This is a genomic window from Janthinobacterium leeuwenhoeki (assembly GCF_051380795.1).
Taxonomy (GTDB): domain Bacteria; phylum Pseudomonadota; class Gammaproteobacteria; order Burkholderiales; family Burkholderiaceae_D; genus Janthinobacterium.
This window is the reverse complement of record NZ_JBNYXT010000057.1, coordinates 1-20,699: the sequence shown is the minus strand read 5'-3', so window position 1 is coordinate 20,699 and position 20,699 is coordinate 1. Positions and strand designations below refer to the sequence as shown.

The following is a 20,699-nucleotide window of genomic DNA, read 5'->3' as shown; positions in this document are numbered from 1 at the left end:
GCAGAAAGACGCGCAGCATCACGTTAAATTGAACGAAAAACGGGCTTGAACGGCTCGCCGGTCGGGCATTTGGCGCGCCAGCCTCGTCAGAAAACCGAATTGATCAGCGCTTCCCTAGCGCTAACGTGCATGTGCGCATGGTCAGATCAAGCCGGCCAGCTTGCGGCAATGTTATCCTGCCTATGCATCTTCCGCTTACGCGCGCAACTCGTCCACGCATCGGTTTTTCATGACAAAAAAAATTCTTCTCCTGAGCGTCTCTGCCGGCGCCGGCCACATGCGCGCGGCGCAAGCCATCGAGGCGTATGCGGCGCGCGATGACGGTGCAGGGCCCGCAGCGCTGGCCCTGCATCTCGACGTGATGGATTTTGTTACGCCTGCATTTCGCAAGCTGTACACGGATTTGTATATCAAGCTGGTCAACAAGGCGCCCGCGCTGTGGGGCTATCTGTATCACGCCACCCACGATGCGCCGCGCGACAGCTCGATGCAGCGCCTGCGCCGCGCCGTCGAGCGCCTCAACACGCGCGCGCTGATGGCGCAGATCGCCGCCTTCCAGCCTGACGCCATCATCTGCACGCATTTCCTGCCGGCCGAACTGCTGTCGCGCGCGCTGCGCCCGCAGCAGCTGGCTTGCCCCGTGTGGGTGCAGGTCACCGATTTCGACCTGCACCGCATGTGGGTGCACGAACAGATGCAGGGCTATTTCGCCGCCACCGACGAAGTGGCGTTCCGCATGCGCCACGAAGGCATCCCCTCCGACCGCATCCACGTGACGGGCATCCCCATCATGCCCGCCTTTGCGCAGGCGCCCGGGCGCCTGCAGTGTGCGCAAGCGTTTGGCCTCGACCCGCGGCGCACGACGATCCTGCTGATGGGCGGCGGGGCAGGATTGGGCAGCCTCGATACCGTCGCCGCGCGCCTGCTGGCGCTGCCAGGCGACTTCCAGCTGATCGTGCTGGCGGGGAAAAACGCCGCCGCGCTGGCGGCGCTGCGGGTACTAGCCGGCCAGTACCCGGGCCGCCTGCTGGCGCAAGGCTTTAGCAGCGAAGTTGAGCGCCTGATGGCGTGCTCCGACCTGGTGATCACCAAGCCGGGCGGGCTGACCACCTCGGAATGCCTGGCCCTGGGCTTGCCCATGATCGTCAATTCGCCGATTCCCGGGCAGGAAGAGCGCAATGCCGACTATCTGCTGGAGCAGGGCGTGGCCCTGAAGGCATTCGATGCCGTGACCCTGGAATACCGCGTGCGCCTGTTGCTCGATCATCCTGAACAATTGCAAGCCATGCGCGCAAAAGCCCTGGCTTTGGGCCGCCCGCGCGCCGCCCTGGACGTACTGGCGCAGGTGCTGCGCGCAGGCGCCGTTCTTCAATAACAAGGAAGCCATGATGTTGCATGTCGTATTTTTGACCCTCATCCTGGGGCTGGCCGCCGCGCCTGCCTTGGCGCAGACGGCGGCGACGCCGGAACGCCATGCCGACTGGGCCACGCCGCTACCGCAGGTGTCGAACCTGCACCAGGTCACGCCCGTCCTGTACCGCAGCGCCAAGCTCGATAGTCGCGATGTGGCCCAGCTGCAGGCGCTGGGCGTGAAGACGGTGATCAGTCTGCGCTCCTTTCACTCCGATACGCAGGTGCTCGATGGCAGCGGCATCCGTGCCGTGCGCATTCCCATCAATACCTGGGCCATCCGCGACAAGCACGTGATCGACACCATGCGCGCCATCCGCGCCGCCGGGCAGCACGGACCCGTGCTGCTGCACTGCCTGCACGGTGCCGACCGCACGGGCATGATGGCCGCCATGTACCGCATGCTGTACCAGGACTGGCCGCGCGAGAAGGCGATCGACGAGCTGAAAAATGGCGGTTACGGCTATCACGCCGTGTGGAAGAACATCGAAAGCTACCTCAAGCGCGTCGATGTGGTAGCACTGCGCGCGCAGATTGACGGAAAGACTCCCTGAACCATGCTGATGGAGAGGCGTGACTGTCTCCCATCGTCGGCACTGACCGCGCATTCGCGGCAAATTAATAAAACCCGATCACCGCGCCGCTGGACAGGCGCTCTTCTCTTGGCAGCGATGTTTCATGCGAAAAAAAATGGTAGATATCGGGATCTTCCAGCCAGCTCACTTGGCCGAAAGGCAGGCCTAGCCGGATAGCGGCGCTGGTGCTCCATTTTTCACGGTCATTGTCGGGTAAGGCGCTGCATTCCTCGAGACAGCACAAGCGCCTGGAGACCACATCATCCATGCTGGGCGTGGTGCTGGCATGGGGCGGCATCGAGCCACCCCATTGCAGCCACAGGGCCATGTCCGGCCAGCGTATGCATAGCACGATCCAGCGCTGGTATTGCGCCAGCGACGGCACCGGCAAGCCATGGCTTATCCGTGCAATGCGCAGCAGCACAAAGCGCACGAAATTGAGCGTGCGCTTGATTTCCCGTGGCCCGCACGCATACTCTTTGCTGATGCCGCGCAGGACGGTCTGAACGTCTTTGCCATCCCGCATGAATTGCGAGCTGGCCCGGCGCTGCCGCTCACTGGCATCCTGCGGCGCCTCGCTTTTCGTCCGGGCATGCGTTTGCGCTTCCGCTGCGCCGGCATGGGAAGCCTGTTGTGCCTCGGATCCTGCCGACGCGGTAGCGCCGGCCTGCGATTCCGAGCCGATCAGATAATCGATAAATTTGCCATTTTTCAAATGCCGGCTAGGCGGAATGGTAAACGCCAGCTGGATGAATTTGTCCATGAAGCGCCATCCCAGCGGCACCAGTTTTTCATAGGAGGGCAATTGTTTCTTGATGTCCCTGTGCGCGTGCTCGAGCGCCGCCGCCACGATCTGCGGATCCATGCCGATCACAAACAGGAATTCGGACTGGTCGCCTGCCAGGAACGTGTTGATACCTTCGACGACGCTCGCAATTTTGCCGGGCGAGCAACGGTCGAGGTCATCGATGAAGATGACCAGTGGCGCGATGACGGGCGTGCCATCGCCATGTTGCGTGTGACGCTGGGGCAGAGAGTGCATCACGCGTCGCAAATCCTGGTGAATCTGGTGCATGATGCCGACCGTCCTGGCATAGTCGGGCACGCGTACATATTCCGCCAGACTGAATTTGGCAGGCTCGTCCGCTACCTTTTTTCTACTGCTGAAGAAGGCCTGTACCGCATACACGGTAATCGCAATTTGCGTGCCGATGGCTGTCGGAATGGCCACGGCAGCGGCATCGAGCCATGTCCTGAACGCCGCAGGCAGACTATCGGGCGGAATGAGCGACACGCTCACCAGACTGATGATCAGGCCCATGGCCCCCAGCAGCCAGCGGCGCACCTTGATCCACCAGAAAGTGCCGACCCGGTCATAGATTTTTCTGCGCACCACGCCATCGTCTATGCGCGACAGATTCAGGCGCAACAGGAATAGCTCGCGTTCGACAGGACTCAAGCGGTCGCTGACCTGACTGACGATGGCGTCCACCAGGCCGGCCCAGACTTGCTCGGAACTTTCGTATTTCCAGGCATTGAACCAGACGGTCCAGCGCTTGCTTTCGTCGACGAAGACTTGCTTGTCTGGCCCGGATTTCCGGTCGAGAAAGCGCAGCACATCGCGCGTCTTGAACGTGCCGCTTTCTGGCTCGGCAGGCCTGGGAGGGTCGAGCTGATGCTGAATCTGGCGCATCAGCGAAGATTTGCCGGCGCCCCACGGCGCCTGGATGCTGATACTGATGGAGCCGCGGGTTTGGTCGCTGGTGAGGAAAGCCACGATCGCGATCGCGTATTGCGCGAATTCCATGTAGTCCAGCAATGAAGGGTGGTCATGCGCCAGAATGTCGAGTACGTTCTCGGGTGTTTGCTGGGCCGCCTTGGTCAGCGGATGCCGTTCGTAGGCGGCTTGCAGCTGTGCCATGTCGATCCCCATCTTGTGCAGCAAGGACATGAATTTGCCTTCCTTTAAGGACCATAGCGCGCCGATCAAGTCGCTCACCGTGATGCTGTCGCGGCCGGCCTGGCGTGCCGCGAAGGCCGCATCTCTCAGCCATTTTTCGGCATTCGTCGAATAGGTAAGCTGGTCCGGACTGGTCCCGCTGGCCAGGGGGGCGCTGATACTGCTGTATTGGAATGGAAAATATCCGGACCATGTCGCCTGAAACCTCTCACCGGCCAGTTCCTTGAGTGCGCGGCTAAAAAAGAGCGCGTCGGGCGGAGCCTGTATTGATGGCTGCGCAAGGTCATCGGCCCTGGCCAGGGTGAACAGTATCAGGCGGGTGGTGATCGAACGTGACGGCGGATCTTTCATTGTGCCCAGCGCGTGGGCCTGGCGCAGCAATGCCAATAGCTCGCTGCTCGGCGCAGGCATCGCTGGCTGTTCTTCCACCAGCGCCGACCTGGACTCGGTGTTGCCGTCTGACTGTTCTCTCATGATGGCCGCTCCTCGATTGGCTGGCCGGGTATCCGGGACACTCAGGCTACCATGCTTGATTTTTCTCCTATTTGACGTGCGCCATCTGCGCCAGATCAATCGTCTGGCTGTCTGTGCCAACCTGCTTTCAGGCATGGATTTGGACATGCCTGGGCCGGAATCAGGCATGATTGCGATTCCAATCACGTTTTTCCGGAACCCCCATGGAACACCACAGCTTTCTCATCAACATACTGTTTTACCTGGTGGCCGCCATCATCATGGTGCCGCTGGCCAAGCGCCTGGGCATGGGCGCCGTGCTGGGTTATCTGGTGGCCGGCGTCGTCATCGGACCGTGGGGCCTGGGCCTGATCAAGAATGTCGAGGTGATCCTCAGCTTTTCCGAATTCGGCGTGGTGCTGCTGCTGTTCCTGATCGGTCTGGAGCTTGAACCCAAACGATTGTGGCTGCTGCGCCGCCCGATTTTCGGCTGGGGCGGGGCGCAGGTGGGTGTCGTCAGCGCGGGGCTGTGCGCCGTGGCCATGGCCTTTGGCGTGGACTGGCGCACGGCGCTGGTCGGTGCGCTGGGGCTGTCGCTGTCGTCGACAGCCATCGTGCTGGCCACCCTGGGCGAACGCAAATTGATGAGCACGCCGGCCGGTTCCACCGGCTTTTCGATCTTGCTGTTCCAGGATATCGCCGCCATTCCCATGATCGCGCTGGTGCCGCTGCTGGGTGGCCTGGTCACGCATAGCGGTGAACCGGGCTGGCTGCGCGTGGCCAAGCTGGCCGCCGTGCTGGCCGCCTTGGTGATCGGCGGGCGCTTCCTCGTCAACCCCATCCTGCGCTTCATCGCCAGGACGGACTTACGCGAAATCTTCACGGCCTTCGCCCTGCTGCTGGTGATCGCCATTTGCGTGCTGATGGAATCGGTGGGTCTGTCGATGGCGCTGGGAACCTTCATGGCGGGCGTGCTGCTGGCCGACTCCGAATACCGCCATGAGCTGATCAGCGACCTGGAACCGTTCAAGGGCCTGCTATTGGGCCTGTTTTTCATCGCCGTGGGCATGTCCGTCGATTTCGGCGTCCTGCGCGCACAGCCCTTGCTGATACTGGCCCTGGTGGCCGGTCTGCTGGTGGTGAAGATCGTCTTGCTGTGCCTGCTGTCGAAATTCTTTGACATTCCTCGCGGCCAGCAGCTGTTCTTTGCGCTGCTGCTGTCGCAGGGCGGCGAATTCGCTTTCGTCGTGTTTGCCGCCGCCGAAGCCGCGCACGTGTTTGCGCCGGAAACGGCCGCGTTGCTGGTCGTGGTGGTAACCCTGTCGATGGTGGCCACGCCCTTGCTGCTGCTGGCGCACGACAAATTCGTCGCGCCGCGCCTGCAAGGCGACAAGAAGCGCCGTCCCGACGACCATATCGAGGCGCAGGACAACCCCATCGTCATTGCCGGCTTTGGGCGTTTCGGCCAGATCATTGGCCGCCTGCTGGCGGCCAATAAAATTGGCGTGACGGTGCTCGACCACGACCCGGACCAGATCGAGTTGCTGCGCAAGTTCGGCTTCAAGGTGTTTTATGGCGACGCCACGCGCGTGGACCTGCTGGTGGCGGCCGGCATCGAAAAGGCCAGGGCGCTGGTGATCGCCATCGACAATGTGGATGACAGCCTGGCCCTGGTCGACGCCGTGCGCCTGCGCCTGCCCGAGCTGACGATCCTGGCGCGCGCGCGCAACGTCACGCATTACTATGAATTGATGAAGCGGGGCGTGACCCTGATCGAGCGCGAGACCTTCGCCGCGGCGCTGCTGCTGGGCGAGCAGACCTTGCAGCAGGTGGGCTTCAGCGCGGAGCGGGCGCAGCGCGCGGCCGGCATCTTTGGCCGGCATAACCTGAAAACCCTGCTGGAAGTGGCGCCGCACTTCCAGGACCAGCAAAAAGTCATGTCGCTCACGCGCCAGGCGCGCGAGGAACTGGAAGACATGTTCGAGAGCGATGCGGCGGCGTTTGCGGCGGCGGAAACGGCAGAACCGGGGTCAGACCCTCGGGTCTGACCCCAGCTTTTGTTTGGGGTTGCGTCGGCTTACGCGCCGTGCGCTAAGCCGACCTACGCCTCGTCCCGGCCTTACTTTCCCCGCTTCGCTTCGATCGCCTCGATCTGGTCCATGATGCCGTTCATGCGCGCCACCAGCGCCTGGTACGGTTTCGGCGAGGCCAGGTCGACGCCGGCTGCCTTCACCAGATCGTAGGGATAGGCCGAGCCGCCCGCGCCGAGCATCTTCAGGTAGGCGGCCAGCGCGCCCGGTTCCTTGTCGAGGATGCGCTGCGCGAAATCCTGCGCCGCGGCGATTGAGGTGGCGTACTGGAAGACATAGAAGCCGTGGTAAAAATGCGGCACGTACGCCCATTCCAGCGCGTAGGCGGGATCGATGCGCATGACGCCTTGCGCTTCGCCGTGGTAGCGCTTGAGGATATCGGCATAGATGGCCGTGATCTCTTCGCCCGTCAGCGACTCGCCCTTGTCTACCTTGCCGTGGATGGCCGCCTCGAATTCGGCGAACATGGCCTGGCGGAAGTAGGTGCCGCGCAGGTTTTCCAGCGCCGCGCCCAGGTACAGCAGGCGCTCGTCGTCATCCTTGGCCTGCTTCAGACGCGCGTCGAGCAGCAGCGCCTCGTTTGTCGTCGAGGCGATTTCCGCGACAAAGATGCTGTACGGCGCGTAGATCGACGGCTGCGCCTTGTTGGCCAGCACCGAGTGCATGGCGTGGCCCCATTCGTGCGTCAGGGTGCTGACGGCTTCGTAATTGTCCGTGTAGTTGAGCAGCACAAACGGATGCACGTCGTACGCGTCGCCATTCATGTAGGCGCCCGCCACCTTGCGCGGACGCGGGTACACATCCATCCAGCGCGCGTCCACGGCGGCAGTGAGTGCCTTGACGTAGTCCTGGCCCAGCGGCGCGACGGAAGCGAGCATCATCTGCTTGCCGTCGGCCAGCGGGAACGTGCGGTCGCTTTTCAGCAGCGGCGCATAGATGTCGTAATACGCGAGGTCCTTGACGCCCAGCATGCGCGCGCGCAGCTTGAAGTAGCGGTGCAAGGTGGGCAGGTTGGCGTTGGTTTGCGCGATCAGAGTCTGGTAGACGGCCGGCGGCAAATGGTCGGCGTCGAGCGCCGCGCTTTGCGAGTCGGCATAGCGGCGCACCTTCGCATATGCGGCATCCGTCTTCAGCTGGCCGTACAGGGTTTCGCCGAACGTGCGTTCATACTCTTTCCACTTGCCGAAGAAGGCGTCGAACACCAGCTTGCGGTCGGCGCGCTTGTCGTCGCCCCGGTATTTCGTGTACGCCGCCTGGTCGAGCCGTACTTGCGTGCCGTCCGACAATGTCACGGTTGGCCACGGGATTTCCGCATTGGCCAGGGTGCGGTAGACGCTGGCGGCCGAACCCGTCGCCAGGCCGAACTGTGCCACCAGCTGCTCGCCTGCAGCATCGAGCGTATGCGGCGCGCTGCGCAGCATGTTGCTCAATTGGAAACGGTATAGCTGCAAGCCCTGGTCTTTCGCCAGCATGGCATCGATGCGCTTGCTGCCCAGGGCAAGGATTTCCGGCTGCAGAAAGGTCGTCGCCTGGGTGAAGTCGTTGCCCAGCAGGGCGGCGCGCTGGTTCAGCTGGTTGCCCTTGCTGTCGCCCGTATCCTGATCGTAATACTGCGCCGCGTAGGTGGTGAGCGTGTTGACGCGCTTGCGCGCATCGGCGTACAGATCCAGGCAGTTTTTCAGGCGGGCCGGCGACGCTTTCAACTGCCCCTTGCAGGCGCCCAGTTGCTGCAGCTGGGCCGACAGTTTTCTCGCGTCGGCGTCGAACGCGGCATCGTTTTGATACAGCGCTGTCAGGTCCCAGCGGTCGGCTTGCCGGTCGGTGGGAGCAGGTGCGGCGAAGGCGGTGGAGAGGGCAAAGCCGAGGGCCAGCAGGGTCAGTACGGGGCGTTTGAGCGCGGTGGTCGGCATACAGTATCCGTTCATGGTCTGGTTGCAAGGGAAGCCAGCACAGGCGTGGCGGCAGACACCGAGCTTATCGCAGCATGGGGACAAAGGAAAGCACGTCGGGAAGGGGGGAAGCAGCGGGGAAGGCTGGCTTCCCCGCGCACTACGCGATTACTGTTTCTTGCCCAGCAAGTCGAGCAGGATCGACGTTTCCGCCGTGATCGCCGCCTTGATGGTTGGCTGGTACTCGGGCGCCCATTGCGGCGAGTGCGGGCCGGCCAGCGGTTTGCCGCTGGCCTTGGCGGCGGCCAGTTTGGCCGGCTCCACCGCGCCGATATGCAGCAGCACCGCTTTCACGCCGGCCTGGCCGTAGTTGGCGAAGTCTTCCGACGTCATCTTGGCCGGCATTTCCGTCACGTTGGCCGCGCCCAGCGATTTTTGCAAGGTAGACACCATGCGCAGGGTCAGGTCCGGGTCGTTGTAGACGGCGTCCGTGCCGGGACGAATCTCCACCAGCGGCTCTTTCGGCGCGCCGGCGGCAAACGCCTCGCCCTTGACTTCGCGCGCGATGCTGGCCAGCACGCGCTTGCGCACGGCATCCTTGAAGGTGCGCACCGTCAGCTGCATGGTGACCTGGTCGGGCACGATGTTGGCCTGGGTGCCGCCATGGATGCTGCCCACCGTGATGACGACGGGGTCCATCGGATTGTTTTCGCGCGAGACCAGGGTTTGCAATGCCAGCACGATGCGCGCGGCCATCACGACGGGGTCGCGCGTGTCGTGCGGCGCTGCGCCGTGGCCACCCTGGCCATACACGGTGATGCTGATGGTGTCGGCGGCGGCGCGGAAGTAGCCGGCGTGGTAGCCCACCGTGCCCGATGGCAGCGTGGCTTCATCGTGGAAGGACAGGGCGTAGTCCGGTTTCGGGAAGCGCGTAAACAAGCCGTCCTTCAGCATGGCGGCCGCGCCCAGCAGCGGCTCTTCGGCCGGCTGGCCCACCAGCATCAGCGTGCCGCTCCAGTGCTGGCGGTTGTCGGCCATCAGCTTGGCGCTGCCATACCAGGCCGACATGTGCACGTCGTGGCCGCAGGCATGCATCACCGGCACGCTTTCGCCGGCCGCGTTTTTCGTCACCACGCTGCTGGCAAACGGCAGGCCGGTTTTTTCCAGCACGGGCAGGGCGTCGATTTCCGTGCGCAGCATGACGACGGGGCCGGGGCCGTTGCGCAGGATGGCGACGACGCCCGTGCCGCCAACGCCGGTGGTCACGTCAAAACCGAGCGCCTTGACCTTTTCAGCCAGTTTTTTTGCCGTTTGCACTTCCTGGAACGCCAGCTCCGGGTGGCGGTGCAGGTCCAGGTACAGGCTTTCGACGGCCGGGTAATTGGCTGCGAGCTGGGCCGCGATGGCCGGTGGCAGGGCCGCGCCGTGGGCGAGGCCGGCACACGCAAGGGCTGCGGCGCAGGTGATTTGTTTCAGGGGCAAGGCAGAAAATTTCATAGATTTCTTTGAGAAGCAGGCGTGCCGACATGCGCGGCGCGCCTGTAGTTGCTGAGGAGACTTTTAAATTAACAGAAACATTTCTCAAAATCAATAAATCAGCTACATATATTTCAATAATGTATAATCTGCAATATAAATAATTCCGTAAGGAATTAAAAATATCTTCAACGCATGATTTTAGAGAAAAGATACTATGGGCTTTATCGCAAATATCAAGATCGGCAAGCGCCTGAGCATCGGCTTTGTCTTGATCCTGGCAATGACCGTTCTGATCGCTACAGTGGGCGTCTGGCGCCTGAATGAGGTGGCGACGTCCACGCGCGCCATGATGGCCGAACCGCTGACCAAGGAACGCCTGATTACCGACTGGTATGGCTTGAACTTTGCCTCGATACGCCGCACGGCCGCCATCGTCAAGAGCAGCGACCCGGCGCTGGGACCGTATTTCAAGGAAGACTCGGCCGCGTCCGTGAAGAAGGCGGCCGAATTGCTCAAGCAGATCGAGCCGCTGGTCGCGGGCGAGAAGGAAAAAGCCCTGTTCGCCAAGATCCTCGAGCAGCGCAAGGTGTACAGCGCTTCGCGCGATGGCGCCGTCAAGGCCAAGGCCGATGGCGACGTGGAAGGCGCGGCGAAAATCCTCGACAGCGCGTTCACCCCGGCTGCCCAGGTTTACCAGGATTTGCTGCAGGAGCTGGTGACTTTGCAGCGCGAAAGCATCGATGCGACGGCCAAGCAGATCGACGCCTCCGCCGTGCATGACACCACCGTCATCAGCCTGCTGACCCTGTTCGCCGTGGCGTTTGGCGTGTTGTGCTCGTGGCTGCTGACGACGGGCATCACGCGTCCGCTGCGCCAGGCGCTGGCGCTGGCCGAAACGGTGGCCGCCGGCGACCTGACGCAAACCGTCGCCACGACGGCGAAGGATGAAATGGGGGCGCTGCTCACGGCCCTGGGCAATATGAACAACAACCTGGTCAGCATCGTCAGCCAGGTGCGCAGCGGCACGGACAGCATCGCCACGGCCTCGTCGGAAATCGCCGCCGGCAACCTGGACCTGTCTTCGCGCACGGAGCAGCAGGCCGGTTCGCTGGAAGAAACGGCTTCGTCGATGGAAGAACTGACCAGCACCGTCAGACAGAACGCGGACAATGCGCGCCAGGCCAACCAGCTGGCCATCACGGCGGCGGACATCGCCAGCCGCGGCGGCTCGGTAGTGGCCGAAGTGGTGGCGACCATGGGCTCGATCAACGAGTCCTCGCGCAAGATCGTCGACATCATCAGCGTGATCGACGGCATCGCCTTCCAGACGAATATCCTGGCGCTCAATGCGGCCGTGGAAGCGGCACGGGCCGGCGAGCAGGGGCGCGGCTTTGCGGTGGTGGCGTCCGAAGTGCGCAACCTGGCGCAGAGGTCAAGCCAGGCGGCCAAGGAAATCAAGGCCTTGATCGACGATTCCGTCAGCAAAGTGGGCGCGGGCGCGAAACTGGTCGACCAGGCCGGCGCGACGATGGATGAAGTGGTCTCCAGCGTCAGGCGCGTGACCGATATCATCGGCGAGATTTCCAGCGCCAGCCAGGAGCAGACGCATGGCATCGGGCAAGTCAACCAGGCGATTACCCAGATGGATCAGGTGACCCAGCAGAATGCGGCGCTGGTGGAGGAGGCGGCGGCAGCGGCCGGTTCGCTGCAAGAGCAGGCGAACGGCCTGGCACAAGTGGTCAGCGTATTCAAGTTGCGCGAGCAGCCAGGCTTGCTGCGCCGCCCGGCGCCACAGCCGGTAGCCGTGCGTCCCGCGCCAGTGCCGCGTGTCGCCGCGCGCAGTATTGCCGTCAGGGCGAAGCCGCCGGCTCCCGCGAAAGCGCTGGCCGGCGACGACTGGGAAGAGTTTTAACTGAAGACAGACGGCGGCGCCATCGCCATGATGGCGCCGTGCGTCAGGATCAGCCTTGCTGCAGCGCAATGGTGCCGAACGTCGTCGGCGTCGAGCATGGCTCTTCGTCGAAGGCGATGTCGCCCATGGGGCTGGCCACGCCGTCCGCCTTCAAATCCTTGAAGCCGAACAGTTTCGGGTCCATCAAATGCGATGGCGCCACGTTCGACAGGGCCGAGAAGATGCTTTCCACGCGGCCGGGGAATTTCTTGTCCCATTCGCGCATCAAGCCCTTGATCTGCTTGCGCTGCAGGTTTTCCTGCGAACCGCACAGGTCGCATGGAATGATGGGGAAGCCCTTGACTTCCGCATAGCGCTGCGTGTCCTCTTCTTTGACATACGCCATCGGGCGGATGACGATGTGCTTGCCGTCGTCCGATTGCAGCTTGGCCGGCATGCCTTTCAGTTTTCCACCGAAGAACATATTCAGGAAGAACGTTTCCAGGATGTCATCGCGGTGGTGGCCCAGGGCGATCTTGTTGGCGCCCAGCTCGTCGGCCACGCGGTACAGGATGCCGCGGCGCAGGCGCGAGCACAGCGAGCAGGTCGTCTTGCCTTCCGGGATCAGGCGCTTGACGATGCTATAGGTATCCTGGTTTTCGATGTGGAAGGCCACGCCCAGTTCCGTCAGGTAGGCGGGCAGGATTTCCGGCGGGAAGTTCGGCTGTTTCTGGTCCAGGTTCACGGCGACGATGTCGAAGTGAATCGGCGCGCGCTCGCGCAAGGTCATCAGGATATCCAGCAGGGCGTAGCTATCCTTGCCGCCGGACAGGCACACCATCACCTTGTCGCCGTCTTCGATCATGTTGAAGTCGCCGATGGCTTGCCCCACCAGGCGGCACAAACGCTTGTGCAGCTTGTTGTTTTCCAGGGCAATCTTTTCCGCTTTCTTGCGCGCCAGTTTCTGCGCTTCCACGTTGGCCGGGAATTCCACGGCCGTCGTCGTCGTTTCCATCACTGCGGTATTGCTCATGCTTCATCCTTGATCTTGAATACTTCCACGCCCACGCCTTCGCAGTCGGGATACACGTCCGGTTTCATCGACGAGACGCGCGCGGCGCGCACGCGCGGGTGCGCCAGCATGGCAGCGAGCACGTCGTCGACCAGGCTCTCCTGCAGCTGCACATGGCCTTGCGCCATGCGCTTGGCGATGGTTTCGCGCATGAAGTCGTAGTCGACCACTTCTTCCAGCTGATCATCCTTCGGCGTCGACAGGGCCAGGGGAATGTACAGGTCGACGTTGATGAGGACGCGCTGCTCGCCCTTTTTCTCGAAGTCGTAGACGCCGATGTTGATGAGGATTTCGTAATTGCGCAGGAACAGGCGGCGGCAATCGGCCAGGCGAGGGTGGTACAGGTCGGACGACATAGTTTTACCTTTTAGGGGATGCTGGAGTGCTGGTTGTTTGGTAGGGCTGCTGATTATTTGGTCAAAAACATGACGTCGCGCGGCAAGCCGATCAAATGCTGGCCGCCATCGACCAGCAGGGTCGTGCCCGTCAGCGCGCGCGCGCCGGCCACGTAACAGACGCAGTCGGCCACATCCTCGGGCGTGCTGGAACGGCCCAGCGGCGTGTTTTCATGCGCCTTGGCAAAGTTCGCTTCCGTCTGCTCGCCGGAGACCATGGTGATGCCGGGGGCAATGCCCACGACACGCACTTTCGGCGCCAGCGCCTGGGCCAACATGGTGGTCGCTGACAGCAGCGCCGCCTTGGACAGGGTGTACGACAAAAAATCAGGATTGAGATTGTACAGTTTTTGATCCAGCAAGTTGATGACCACGGCTTGCCCGCCTGCCGGGGTGGCCTGGTACAAGGCTTGCGCCAGCAGGATGGGGGCGGCCAGGTTGGCGTGCATGTGGGCGTCCAGGGCGGCGAAGGAAAAATCGCCCGCATTGTCGTATTCAAACAACGATGCATTGTTGACCACGCAAGTAAGCGGGCCCAGCGCCGCCTGCGCCTGCGGCAACAGCTGGCGCACGGCGTCTTCCTGCGCCAGGTCGCAGGGGAACGCTTGCGCGCGGCGGCCCAGCGCCGTGATTTCCGCCACCAGGCTGAGCGCTTCCTCATGCGAGTCGCGGTAGTGGACGGCGATATCCCAGCCGTCGCGCGCCAGGCCCAGCGCGATGGCGCGGCCGATGCGGCGCGCCGCGCCCGTGACGAGGGCGACGCGGGGAGTGCTGTGTGGCAGTGTTGATGCTGGTGTCATGTTTTTAATGTCTATATGGAGTGAGCGGGCTTGCCATGGCCAGTACTGGCGGCCCGTGCCGCCGATTCGCTACAATACGGTATGTCTCTTCCCGTACCCGATAGCGACGCGCTGGCCGCGTCCCATGCCTTGCAGCACCAGATTGCCGCCGAAATCGCGCGCAATGACGGCGCCATTCCCTTTGTCCGCTTCATGGAGCTGGCGCTGTATGCGCCTGACCTCGGCTATTACAGCGGCGGCGCCGCCAAGCTGGGCAAAGATGGCGATTTTACAACCGCACCGGAGATTTCGCCCCTGTTCGGCGCCACCCTGGCCCATGTGGCAGGCGCTATTATGGCGCAAACGGCCCCGCGCATCCTCGAATTCGGCGCCGGCACGGGCAAGCTGGCCTGCGATATCCTGACGGAAGCGGCCAGCGCCGGCATCCATATCGAACAGTATGCGATCGTCGAATTGTCCGGCGAATTGCGCGCGCGCCAGGAGCTGGCCCTGGCCGGCTTCCCGCAGGTGGTGTGGCTCGATGGCTTCCCCGACAGTTTCGAAGGCGCCGTGTTCGGCAATGAAGTGCTCGACGCCATGCCCGTCAACCTGATCAGCAAGACACCCGCCGGCTGGTGCGAACTCGATGTCAGCATTGCCGACGGCCAGTTCGTCTTTGTCGAACGTCCGGCCGGCGCCGATGTGGCCGCGCAGATCGCCGCCCAGGTACCGGACGCCGATGCCTTGCCGGTCGGCTATGTCAGCGAGATCCACGGCGTGGCCTGCGGCTTCATGCGCTCGCTGGCGCGCATGCTGAGCAATGGCAAGGGGGGCGCGGCCGTGCTGTTCGATTATGGCTTCCCTGCGCATGAGTTTTACCTGGACCTGCGCGCCACGGGCACCCTGATGTGCCATTACCGCCACCATGCCCACGCGGAACCGTTTTATCTGCCCGGCTTGCAGGACATCACGGCCCACGTGGATTTCACGGCCATGGCGGTGGCGGCGCAGGATGCGGGTCTCGATGTGCTGGCCTACATGAACCAGGCGTCCTTCCTGCTGGGCGCGGGCATCGGCGACTTGCTGCTGCGTACCGATCCGGAACAGGTCAAGACGTATTTGCCGCAAGCCAGCGCCGTGCAAAAGCTGGTGTCGCCGGCCGAGATGGGGGAATTGTTCAAGGTGCTGGTGGTGGGGCACCAGGTGGCGTTGCCGGAAGTCCTGTTGTCCAGCGACCGCAGTCACCGTTTGTAAGCGCCCGCAATATCAAGGCAGGGCAGTGCCGCCCTGCAATTTCCTGTCCGCCGGCGGTTATTGTCTTGTCATATCGTATATGATGACCGACACAGCACGGTTCCATCCTGCAAGAACCCGTCGCCGCGCACCGATTTCAAGATAGAACGATGGGAAAGATACATACACACTATGACAACCTGAAGGTGGCGCGCCTGGCGCCGCAGGAAGTCATACGTGCCGCGTACAAAGCCCTCAGCCAGAAATATCATCCAGACAAGAATCCCGGCGACGAAAAGGCCGCCCGCATCATGGCGATCCTCAACAGCGCCTATGGCACTTTGTCCGATCCGCAGCGCCGCAAGGAACACGACGAGTGGATCGCTGCCGAGGAGTGGGAAATCGAATGGCTGGAAAGCACCCATCATGAAGAAGGCAAGAGCCGCGATGGACGCGCGAAAGGCCATGCGCAGGCGCATGAACACGCCTGGGCGCAGGATGTGCCGCCAACAAAGGGCAAGCAGCGGCGCGGCTTGCAGCCCGTCTGGCGCAACTGGCGCTGGTGGCTGAGTTTGCTTGTCTGTCTGCTGCTGGGCTGGCTGGGCGCCTTGCTGATGCTCGACACGTCCCAGCCCGTGCCTGCCGCCCTGGCATCGGCCTGGAGCGGCCTGGCCCGCGATGGCGCCACACCCCATGGGGAAACGGCCATGCCAGCGGCCAGTGCCGCGTCGCTGCCATCGAAAGGCGAGGCCGTGGCAGTCGATAGCTGGGCCGTGGGCAAGCCGTATGCGCCCGAACCCCAGCAGGCGAAGACGCCCGAGATCCGCGTGCTGGCCGTGTCCCAGCTGAGCCTGAAAGCCAGCCAGCCCGTCTGCGATGGCGTGGGCCAGTCCGTGGCGCTGGTGGCGCCGAATGGCGAGCCTTGGCCGGCGCAGTCCGGCTATGTGGATGGCTTCCCGATTGGTAACAAGGGCGAGGAACTGAGCTTGACCATCGACAACAGCAGCAACGCGGCGCCAGTCTTCGTCAAGCTGTATGACCAGGAGCGGCGCTCGAACGTGCGCTACCTGTACATCCTGGCCAATGACAAGCTGACGGTGGAGCAGCTCAGCGCTGGAAAGTATGAAGTGCGCTACCAGGCCGTCGGGCCCGGCCAGGATAGTTGTGGTGGTACCACGCGCAGCGGTGCATCGGCGCCGGCGTCGTCGTCGTCCGCCGGCGAAGGCGGTACGCAGAATCCTGTTGTAAGCAGCATCTAATCTGATTATGCTTGATATGCGTCAACGCGGCGTCCACATCGAACTTATCCATTAGGAGTATTCATGACCGACCTCAAAGCCGATGCAGATGATAACTGGCTGCTCGACGAAGATGAGCCGGTGGCCAGTCCTGCCGGGCTGGCCGCGCCCGACCAGCGCCTGTGGCGTGTCCTGATCGTCGACGATGACGTGGATGTGCATGCGGTGACGCGGCTGGCGCTGCGCAATGTCAGTTTCAAGGGCCGCGAGCTGGAACTGTTCTCCGCCTACAGCGGCCGCGAAGCGTACGATATTTTGCGCGACACGCCCGATATCGCGCTGGTGCTGCTCGACGTGGTGATGGAAACGGATGACGCCGGCCTGATCCTCGCCAAGCGCATCCGCGCCGACCTGAACAACTCCATCGTGCGCGTCGTGCTGCGCACGGGCCAGCCGGGCCAGGCGCCCGAGCAGCGCGTCATCATCGAATACGACATCAACGATTACAAGGCCAAGACGGAACTGACGACGCAAAAGCTGTTTACCACCGTCATCTCGGCCCTGCGCGCCTACGAGAGCCTGATGATGCTCGAGCGCAGCCGCATCGGCCTGGGCAAGATCCTTGCCGGCGCCACCAATCTGTACCAGATCCACTCGCTGCGCGAATTCGCTTCCGGCGTGCTGAACCAGGTCAGCGCCATCCTCGACGTGGGCGCCGACGGCGTGCTGTGTCTGATGCAGGGTGGCGCCGGGCGGCCCGAGGTGGTCGCCGCCACGGGTACGTATGCCATGCTGGCCGAGTCGGAAGCCATGCCGGCCGACCATGCGCTCACCGCCACCATCGACAAGGCCTTCGCGGAAAAGCGCAGCCAGTTCGAGCATCCGGCCAACGTGCTGTTCATCCACACGGAAGGCAACCGCGAGCTGGCCATCTCCGTCACGCCGCCGTGGCCGCTGGCGCAGATCCAGCGCGACTTGCTGGAAGTGTTTTGTCAGCGCATTGCCGCCGCCTTCGACAACCTGTACATGTTCGGCCAGCTGCGCAAGGCGCAGGAAGCGACCGTGGTGGCGCTGGCCGACCTGGCTGAGTTCCGCGACAGCGACACAGGCGGCCACGTGCGGCGCGTGCAGCTCTTGTCCGACGCCATTGCCCGGCGCATGCAGCAGCGCGGCGTGTACCCGGACGAGCTGACGCCGCAGTTGCTCGACATGATCGGCCTGGCCAGCATCCTGCACGACGTGGGCAAGGTGGCCACGCCGGATGCCGTGCTGCTCAAGCCGGGCAAGCATACGGACGAGGAGCGGGTGCAGATGCAGCTGCATGCCGGCGTCGGGCGCACCATCCTCGAGCGGGCCGCCAACATGGTCGACGGCGTCAGCTACCTGACATATGGCGCGCAGATCGCCGGCGGCCACCACGAACACTTCGATGGCGCCGGCTATCCGAATGGCCTGAAGGGGCGTGACATTCCCGTGGCCGCGCGCATCGTTGCCGTGGTCGACGTCTTCGATGCCTTGTTGCACGAGCGGCCGTACAAGGAGCCGTGGCCGTATCCACAGGTGCGTGTATACATCGAACAGCGCAGCGGCAGCCAGTTCGATCCGGAAGTGGTGACGGCGCTGCTGGAATTGATCGACCATGAGCCGCAACTGTGGCATCCGGAGCGCGCCGTCGCCTGAGCTGCAACTTCGCTGGCATTTTTCGGCGCGCCGCCATTCCCTTGCGCGCGGCGCCGTCATATACTCGGCAGCCTCATGCTGGCTGGCGCCACGCACCAGTGTGGCGCGCCGCGGAGTTTTCGGACATCACGACATGAAAGAACTCAAGGGCCTTAGCGCACTGATCATCGAGCCGCATCCGGGCATGCGCGCCAGCCTGCACAATATGCTCAACCTGTGTGGCCTGGCGAAGATCGATGACGCGGCCAGCTCGGGCCAGGCGATCCGCATGCTGGGCAGTAAATCGTATGATTTGATCCTGTGCGAATACGATCTCGACGGCGGGCAGGATGGCCAGCAGATGCTGGAAGACTTGCGCCACCACAAATTGATGCACGCGTCGACCATGTTTTTCATGGTCACGGGCGAAGGCAGCTTTGCCAAGGTGGTCAGCGCCGTCGAGCTGTTGCCCACCGATTACATCCTCAAGCCATTTACCGCTGACAACATGCTTGAGCGTATCGGCCGCGCGCTGGACAAGCGCAATGCCTTCGTGCCCGTGTATGCACTGATCGACGTGGGCAATGAGCGCGCGGCGATTGCCGCCTGCGCCGAGGGCGCCAGCCTGTATCCGCGCTACGCCACGGACTTCCTGCGCCTGCGCGCGGAATTGCATTTGCTGCTGGGCGAGGCGACCGACGCCGAGCCGATCTACGCAGCCCTCTACGAAAGCAAGTCCATCGGCTGGGCGCGCCTGGGCCAGGCCAAGACGCAATTCCTGCTGGGCGAGTACGCAGCGGCGCAGGGCACGCTGGAAGGGCTGCTGGAAAACAACAAGCGTTTTCTCGACGCGTATGACTGGCTGGCGCGCACGCACCAGGCGCAAGGCAAGCCGGAACTGGCGCAAGCGGCCTTGAGCGAAGCGGTGGCCCTGTCGCCGCACGCCGTGCGCCGCTTGCGCCGCCTGGGCGAGGCGGCCCTGGCGGCCGACGATATCGAGATGGCGGAAAAATCCCTCAAATTGGTGGTCAGCAAGGCCAAGTATTCCGAGTTTCGCGACCCGGAAGACCATGTGCGCCTGGTGCAGACCCTGGTGCGCAAGGGAGATCCCTTGCAGGCGGGCGCCGTGATCCGCGACCTCGACAAGTCGATGGGCGGGCAAAAGAACGCGGAACTGTGCAGCGCCCTGTGCAGCGCCATGCTGCATGCGCATACGGGCAACGAGGAGCGCCTGCAGCAATCGCTGGACGCTGCCCTGGCCGCCAACCGCCACAGCGTGGGCGGCTCGAACATGCTGAAAACGGAACTGGCGCGCCATTGCCTGGCGCATGGGCGCGAAGACGGCGCCGCCGAGGTGATGCGTGAAGTCATGCGTAATGCGCCCGACAGCGCGGCCATGACGCGCGCCATGGCCGTGTTCGAACAAGCGGGGCGCGAGGAGCTGGCCAAGGCATTGGCGCGGCAAAGCCGCCAGGAAGTGGCCGACATGGTGGCGGCCGGCGCCGCCAGGGCGGGAGAGGGCGATTTCCGCGGCGCCGTCGATCTGATGGGCGAAGCCGTCACGCGTCTGCCCGACAATCCGCAAGTGGTCTTCAATGCGGCCGTGGCCGTGCTGAAATGCCTGGAGCACGAAGGCTGGGATGAGCGCATGGGGCAGCAGGCGCTGACATTTATCGCCGGCGTGCGCCGCCTGGACCCGCGCAACCCCAAATTGCCCGTACTGTCGGGCCTGCATCAGCAGTTGTTGCGTAAATACAAGCCCCTGGGTAACTCCTGGATGCATCCGCCTGACGCCCGGTAAAGGAGGAAAATGCGGGGTGAATGACGGGAAAATGCGGCTTGCGGGCAGGGGTGATAAAAAAATGCGAAAAAAAGTCGACTTTTTCGCGCCAACCCTTGCACATTCTCAAATCGGGAGCTTATAATCACGCCCCGAAGCAGCCAACTTCTTCTTTATACGCAAATGCAGCAGTCAGGCATCAGCAAATAAGGTTGACAGTTGTGAGTAGATGCTTCATACTCTGCGGTTCCCGCGGAGGGGTGGCCGAGTGGTTAAAGGCGACAGACTGTAAATCTGTTCTCTATGAGTACGCTGGTTCGAATCCAGCCCCCTCCACCAAGTTTTTGCAAGGAAAACTGGGTAGTAGCAAAAAGCAAGTGAAGATAAAGTGAACGATACCTCGCGGGTGTAGCTCAATGGTAGAGCAGAAGCCTTCCAAGCTTACGACGAGGGTTCGATTCCCTTCACCCGCTCCAGTTTCCGTTCAGATGCTTGATGCATCGCATGCAACAAATTACAGCCCTTGTAGCTCAGTGGTAGAGCACTCCCTTGGTAAGGGAGAGGCCACGTGTTCGATCCACGTCAAGGGCACCAGAATTCGCAGCAGGCAGCACAGAAGCAATTCAAACCAGACCGTCGGGCGTGTGCCTGAGCAATCTAATCAAATTATTAGGAGTTCAAAATGGCAAAAGGTAAATTCGAACGGACCAAGCCGCACGTCAACGTCGGCACCATCGGCCACGTCGACCACGGTAAAACCACGCTGACCGCTGCAATCGCAACGGTTCTGTCGAAG

Annotated in this window: 15 protein-coding genes and 3 tRNA genes; 12 read left to right on the top strand and 6 right to left on the bottom strand. The window is 62.8% G+C overall.

The window, feature by feature from the left end:
• Positions 1-229: 229 nt before the first annotated feature.
• Both ACQ4WS_RS24835 and ACQ4WS_RS24830 read left to right on the top strand, forming a co-directional pair.
• Positions 230-1,375: an MGDG synthase family glycosyltransferase gene (locus ACQ4WS_RS24835; RefSeq protein ID WP_436479630.1), complete on the top strand. Its 1,146-nt coding sequence runs from the start codon at positions 230-232 to the stop codon at positions 1,373-1,375.
• A 10-nt stretch (positions 1,376-1,385) separates the two neighbouring features.
• Complete coding sequence (locus ACQ4WS_RS24830; RefSeq protein WP_436479629.1) at positions 1,386-1,964, top strand: tyrosine-protein phosphatase; 579 nt, start codon at positions 1,386-1,388, stop codon at positions 1,962-1,964.
• A 64-nt stretch (positions 1,965-2,028) separates the two neighbouring features.
• Here ACQ4WS_RS24830 and ACQ4WS_RS24825 read toward each other — a convergent pair whose 3' ends face one another.
• Positions 2,029-4,587: a KAP family P-loop NTPase fold protein gene (locus tag ACQ4WS_RS24825; RefSeq protein WP_436479628.1), complete on the bottom strand. Its 2,559-nt coding sequence runs from the start codon at positions 4,585-4,587 to the stop codon at positions 2,029-2,031.
• Positions 4,588-4,622: 35 nt separating this feature from the next.
• On the opposite strand from ACQ4WS_RS24825, the gene kefC reads away from it, so the two are divergent.
• A complete protein-coding gene (kefC, locus tag ACQ4WS_RS24820) occupies positions 4,623-6,446 on the top strand; it encodes a glutathione-regulated potassium-efflux system protein KefC (RefSeq protein WP_436479627.1) in 1,824 nt (607 codons plus the stop codon).
• 71 nt (positions 6,447-6,517) lie between these two features.
• On the opposite strand, the gene pepF is transcribed toward kefC, so the two are convergent.
• Together pepF and ACQ4WS_RS24810 are read right to left on the bottom strand one after the other, a co-directional pair.
• Entirely contained in the window at positions 6,518-8,398 is a 1,881-nt protein-coding gene (pepF, locus tag ACQ4WS_RS24815; protein ID WP_436479626.1) for an oligoendopeptidase F, read from the bottom strand.
• Between the two features lie 147 nt (positions 8,399-8,545).
• Complete coding sequence (locus ACQ4WS_RS24810) at positions 8,546-9,874, bottom strand: amidohydrolase (protein ID WP_436479625.1); 1,329 nt, start codon at positions 9,872-9,874, stop codon at positions 8,546-8,548.
• 196 nt (positions 9,875-10,070) lie between these two features.
• On the opposite strand from ACQ4WS_RS24810, the gene ACQ4WS_RS24805 reads away from it, so the two are divergent.
• Positions 10,071-11,768, top strand: coding sequence for a methyl-accepting chemotaxis protein (locus ACQ4WS_RS24805; protein ID WP_436479624.1), 1,698 nt, complete (start codon positions 10,071-10,073; stop codon positions 11,766-11,768).
• A 49-nt stretch (positions 11,769-11,817) separates the two neighbouring features.
• Here the strand turns inward: ACQ4WS_RS24805 and ttcA are convergent, their stop codons facing one another.
• The 3 genes from ttcA to ACQ4WS_RS24790 are packed head-to-tail and all read right to left on the bottom strand — an operon-like array spanning position 11,818 to position 14,014.
• On the bottom strand, positions 11,818-12,780 hold the full coding sequence (ttcA, locus tag ACQ4WS_RS24800) for a tRNA 2-thiocytidine(32) synthetase TtcA (protein WP_436479623.1): 963 nt from the start codon (positions 12,778-12,780) through the stop codon (positions 11,818-11,820).
• Entirely contained in the window at positions 12,777-13,175 is a 399-nt protein-coding gene (locus ACQ4WS_RS24795) for a dihydroneopterin aldolase (protein WP_436479622.1), read from the bottom strand. Before ACQ4WS_RS24795 ends, ttcA begins: the two co-directional genes overlap by 4 nt.
• Before the next feature lie 53 nt (positions 13,176-13,228).
• Positions 13,229-14,014, bottom strand: coding sequence for an SDR family oxidoreductase (locus tag ACQ4WS_RS24790; protein WP_436479621.1), 786 nt, complete (start codon positions 14,012-14,014; stop codon positions 13,229-13,231).
• 81 nt (positions 14,015-14,095) lie between these two features.
• Between ACQ4WS_RS24790 and ACQ4WS_RS24785 the strand changes: the two genes are divergently transcribed.
• From ACQ4WS_RS24785 to ACQ4WS_RS24750, 8 genes are all read left to right on the top strand, one after another.
• Positions 14,096-15,247: a class I SAM-dependent methyltransferase gene (locus ACQ4WS_RS24785; RefSeq protein WP_436479620.1), complete on the top strand. Its 1,152-nt coding sequence runs from the start codon at positions 14,096-14,098 to the stop codon at positions 15,245-15,247.
• 149 nt (positions 15,248-15,396) lie between these two features.
• Positions 15,397-16,485, top strand: coding sequence for a J domain-containing protein (locus ACQ4WS_RS24780; protein ID WP_436479619.1), 1,089 nt, complete (start codon positions 15,397-15,399; stop codon positions 16,483-16,485).
• Positions 16,486-16,548: 63 nt separating this feature from the next.
• Complete coding sequence (locus ACQ4WS_RS24775; RefSeq protein WP_436479618.1) at positions 16,549-18,144, top strand: DUF3369 domain-containing protein; 1,596 nt, start codon at positions 16,549-16,551, stop codon at positions 18,142-18,144.
• A 133-nt stretch (positions 18,145-18,277) separates the two neighbouring features.
• Positions 18,278-19,924, top strand: coding sequence for a response regulator (locus ACQ4WS_RS24770; protein WP_436479617.1), 1,647 nt, complete (start codon positions 18,278-18,280; stop codon positions 19,922-19,924).
• Positions 19,925-20,157: 233 nt separating this feature from the next.
• Positions 20,158-20,242 (top strand) — tRNA-Tyr (locus tag ACQ4WS_RS24765).
• Positions 20,243-20,305: 63 nt separating this feature from the next.
• Positions 20,306-20,379: transfer RNA gene (locus ACQ4WS_RS24760), tRNA-Gly, on the top strand.
• A gap of 43 nt (positions 20,380-20,422) precedes the next feature.
• Positions 20,423-20,497 (top strand) — tRNA-Thr (locus ACQ4WS_RS24755).
• An 88-nt stretch (positions 20,498-20,585) separates the two neighbouring features.
• Positions 20,586-20,699: GTP-binding protein (locus ACQ4WS_RS24750; RefSeq protein WP_204317187.1), on the top strand; the 114-nt coding region annotated here is incomplete at its 3' end.

Excerpts from the sequence above, each read along its gene's own strand:
- ACQ4WS_RS24790 (WP_436479621.1), bottom strand. The coding sequence starts at position 14,014 with ATGACACCAGCATCAACACTGCCACACAGCACTCCCCGCGTCGCCCTC.
- ACQ4WS_RS24770 (WP_436479617.1), top strand. The coding sequence starts at position 18,278 with ATGAAAGAACTCAAGGGCCTTAGCGCACTGATCATCGAGCCGCATCCG.
- ACQ4WS_RS24825 (WP_436479628.1), bottom strand. The coding sequence starts at position 4,587 with ATGCCTGATTCCGGCCCAGGCATGTCCAAATCCATGCCTGAAAGCAGG.
- ACQ4WS_RS24785 (WP_436479620.1), top strand. The coding sequence starts at position 14,096 with ATGTCTCTTCCCGTACCCGATAGCGACGCGCTGGCCGCGTCCCATGCC.
- ACQ4WS_RS24780 (WP_436479619.1), top strand. The coding sequence starts at position 15,397 with ATGGGAAAGATACATACACACTATGACAACCTGAAGGTGGCGCGCCTG.
- kefC (WP_436479627.1), top strand. The coding sequence starts at position 4,623 with ATGGAACACCACAGCTTTCTCATCAACATACTGTTTTACCTGGTGGCC.
- ACQ4WS_RS24830 (WP_436479629.1), top strand. The coding sequence starts at position 1,386 with ATGATGTTGCATGTCGTATTTTTGACCCTCATCCTGGGGCTGGCCGCC.
- ACQ4WS_RS24805 (WP_436479624.1), top strand. The coding sequence starts at position 10,071 with ATGGGCTTTATCGCAAATATCAAGATCGGCAAGCGCCTGAGCATCGGC.
- ACQ4WS_RS24835 (WP_436479630.1), top strand. The coding sequence starts at position 230 with ATGACAAAAAAAATTCTTCTCCTGAGCGTCTCTGCCGGCGCCGGCCAC.
- ACQ4WS_RS24795 (WP_436479622.1), bottom strand. The coding sequence starts at position 13,175 with ATGTCGTCCGACCTGTACCACCCTCGCCTGGCCGATTGCCGCCGCCTG.
- pepF (WP_436479626.1), bottom strand. The coding sequence starts at position 8,398 with ATGCCGACCACCGCGCTCAAACGCCCCGTACTGACCCTGCTGGCCCTC.
- ACQ4WS_RS24810 (WP_436479625.1), bottom strand. The coding sequence starts at position 9,874 with ATGAAATTTTCTGCCTTGCCCCTGAAACAAATCACCTGCGCCGCAGCC.
- ACQ4WS_RS24775 (WP_436479618.1), top strand. The coding sequence starts at position 16,549 with ATGACCGACCTCAAAGCCGATGCAGATGATAACTGGCTGCTCGACGAA.
- ttcA (WP_436479623.1), bottom strand. The coding sequence starts at position 12,780 with ATGAGCAATACCGCAGTGATGGAAACGACGACGACGGCCGTGGAATTC.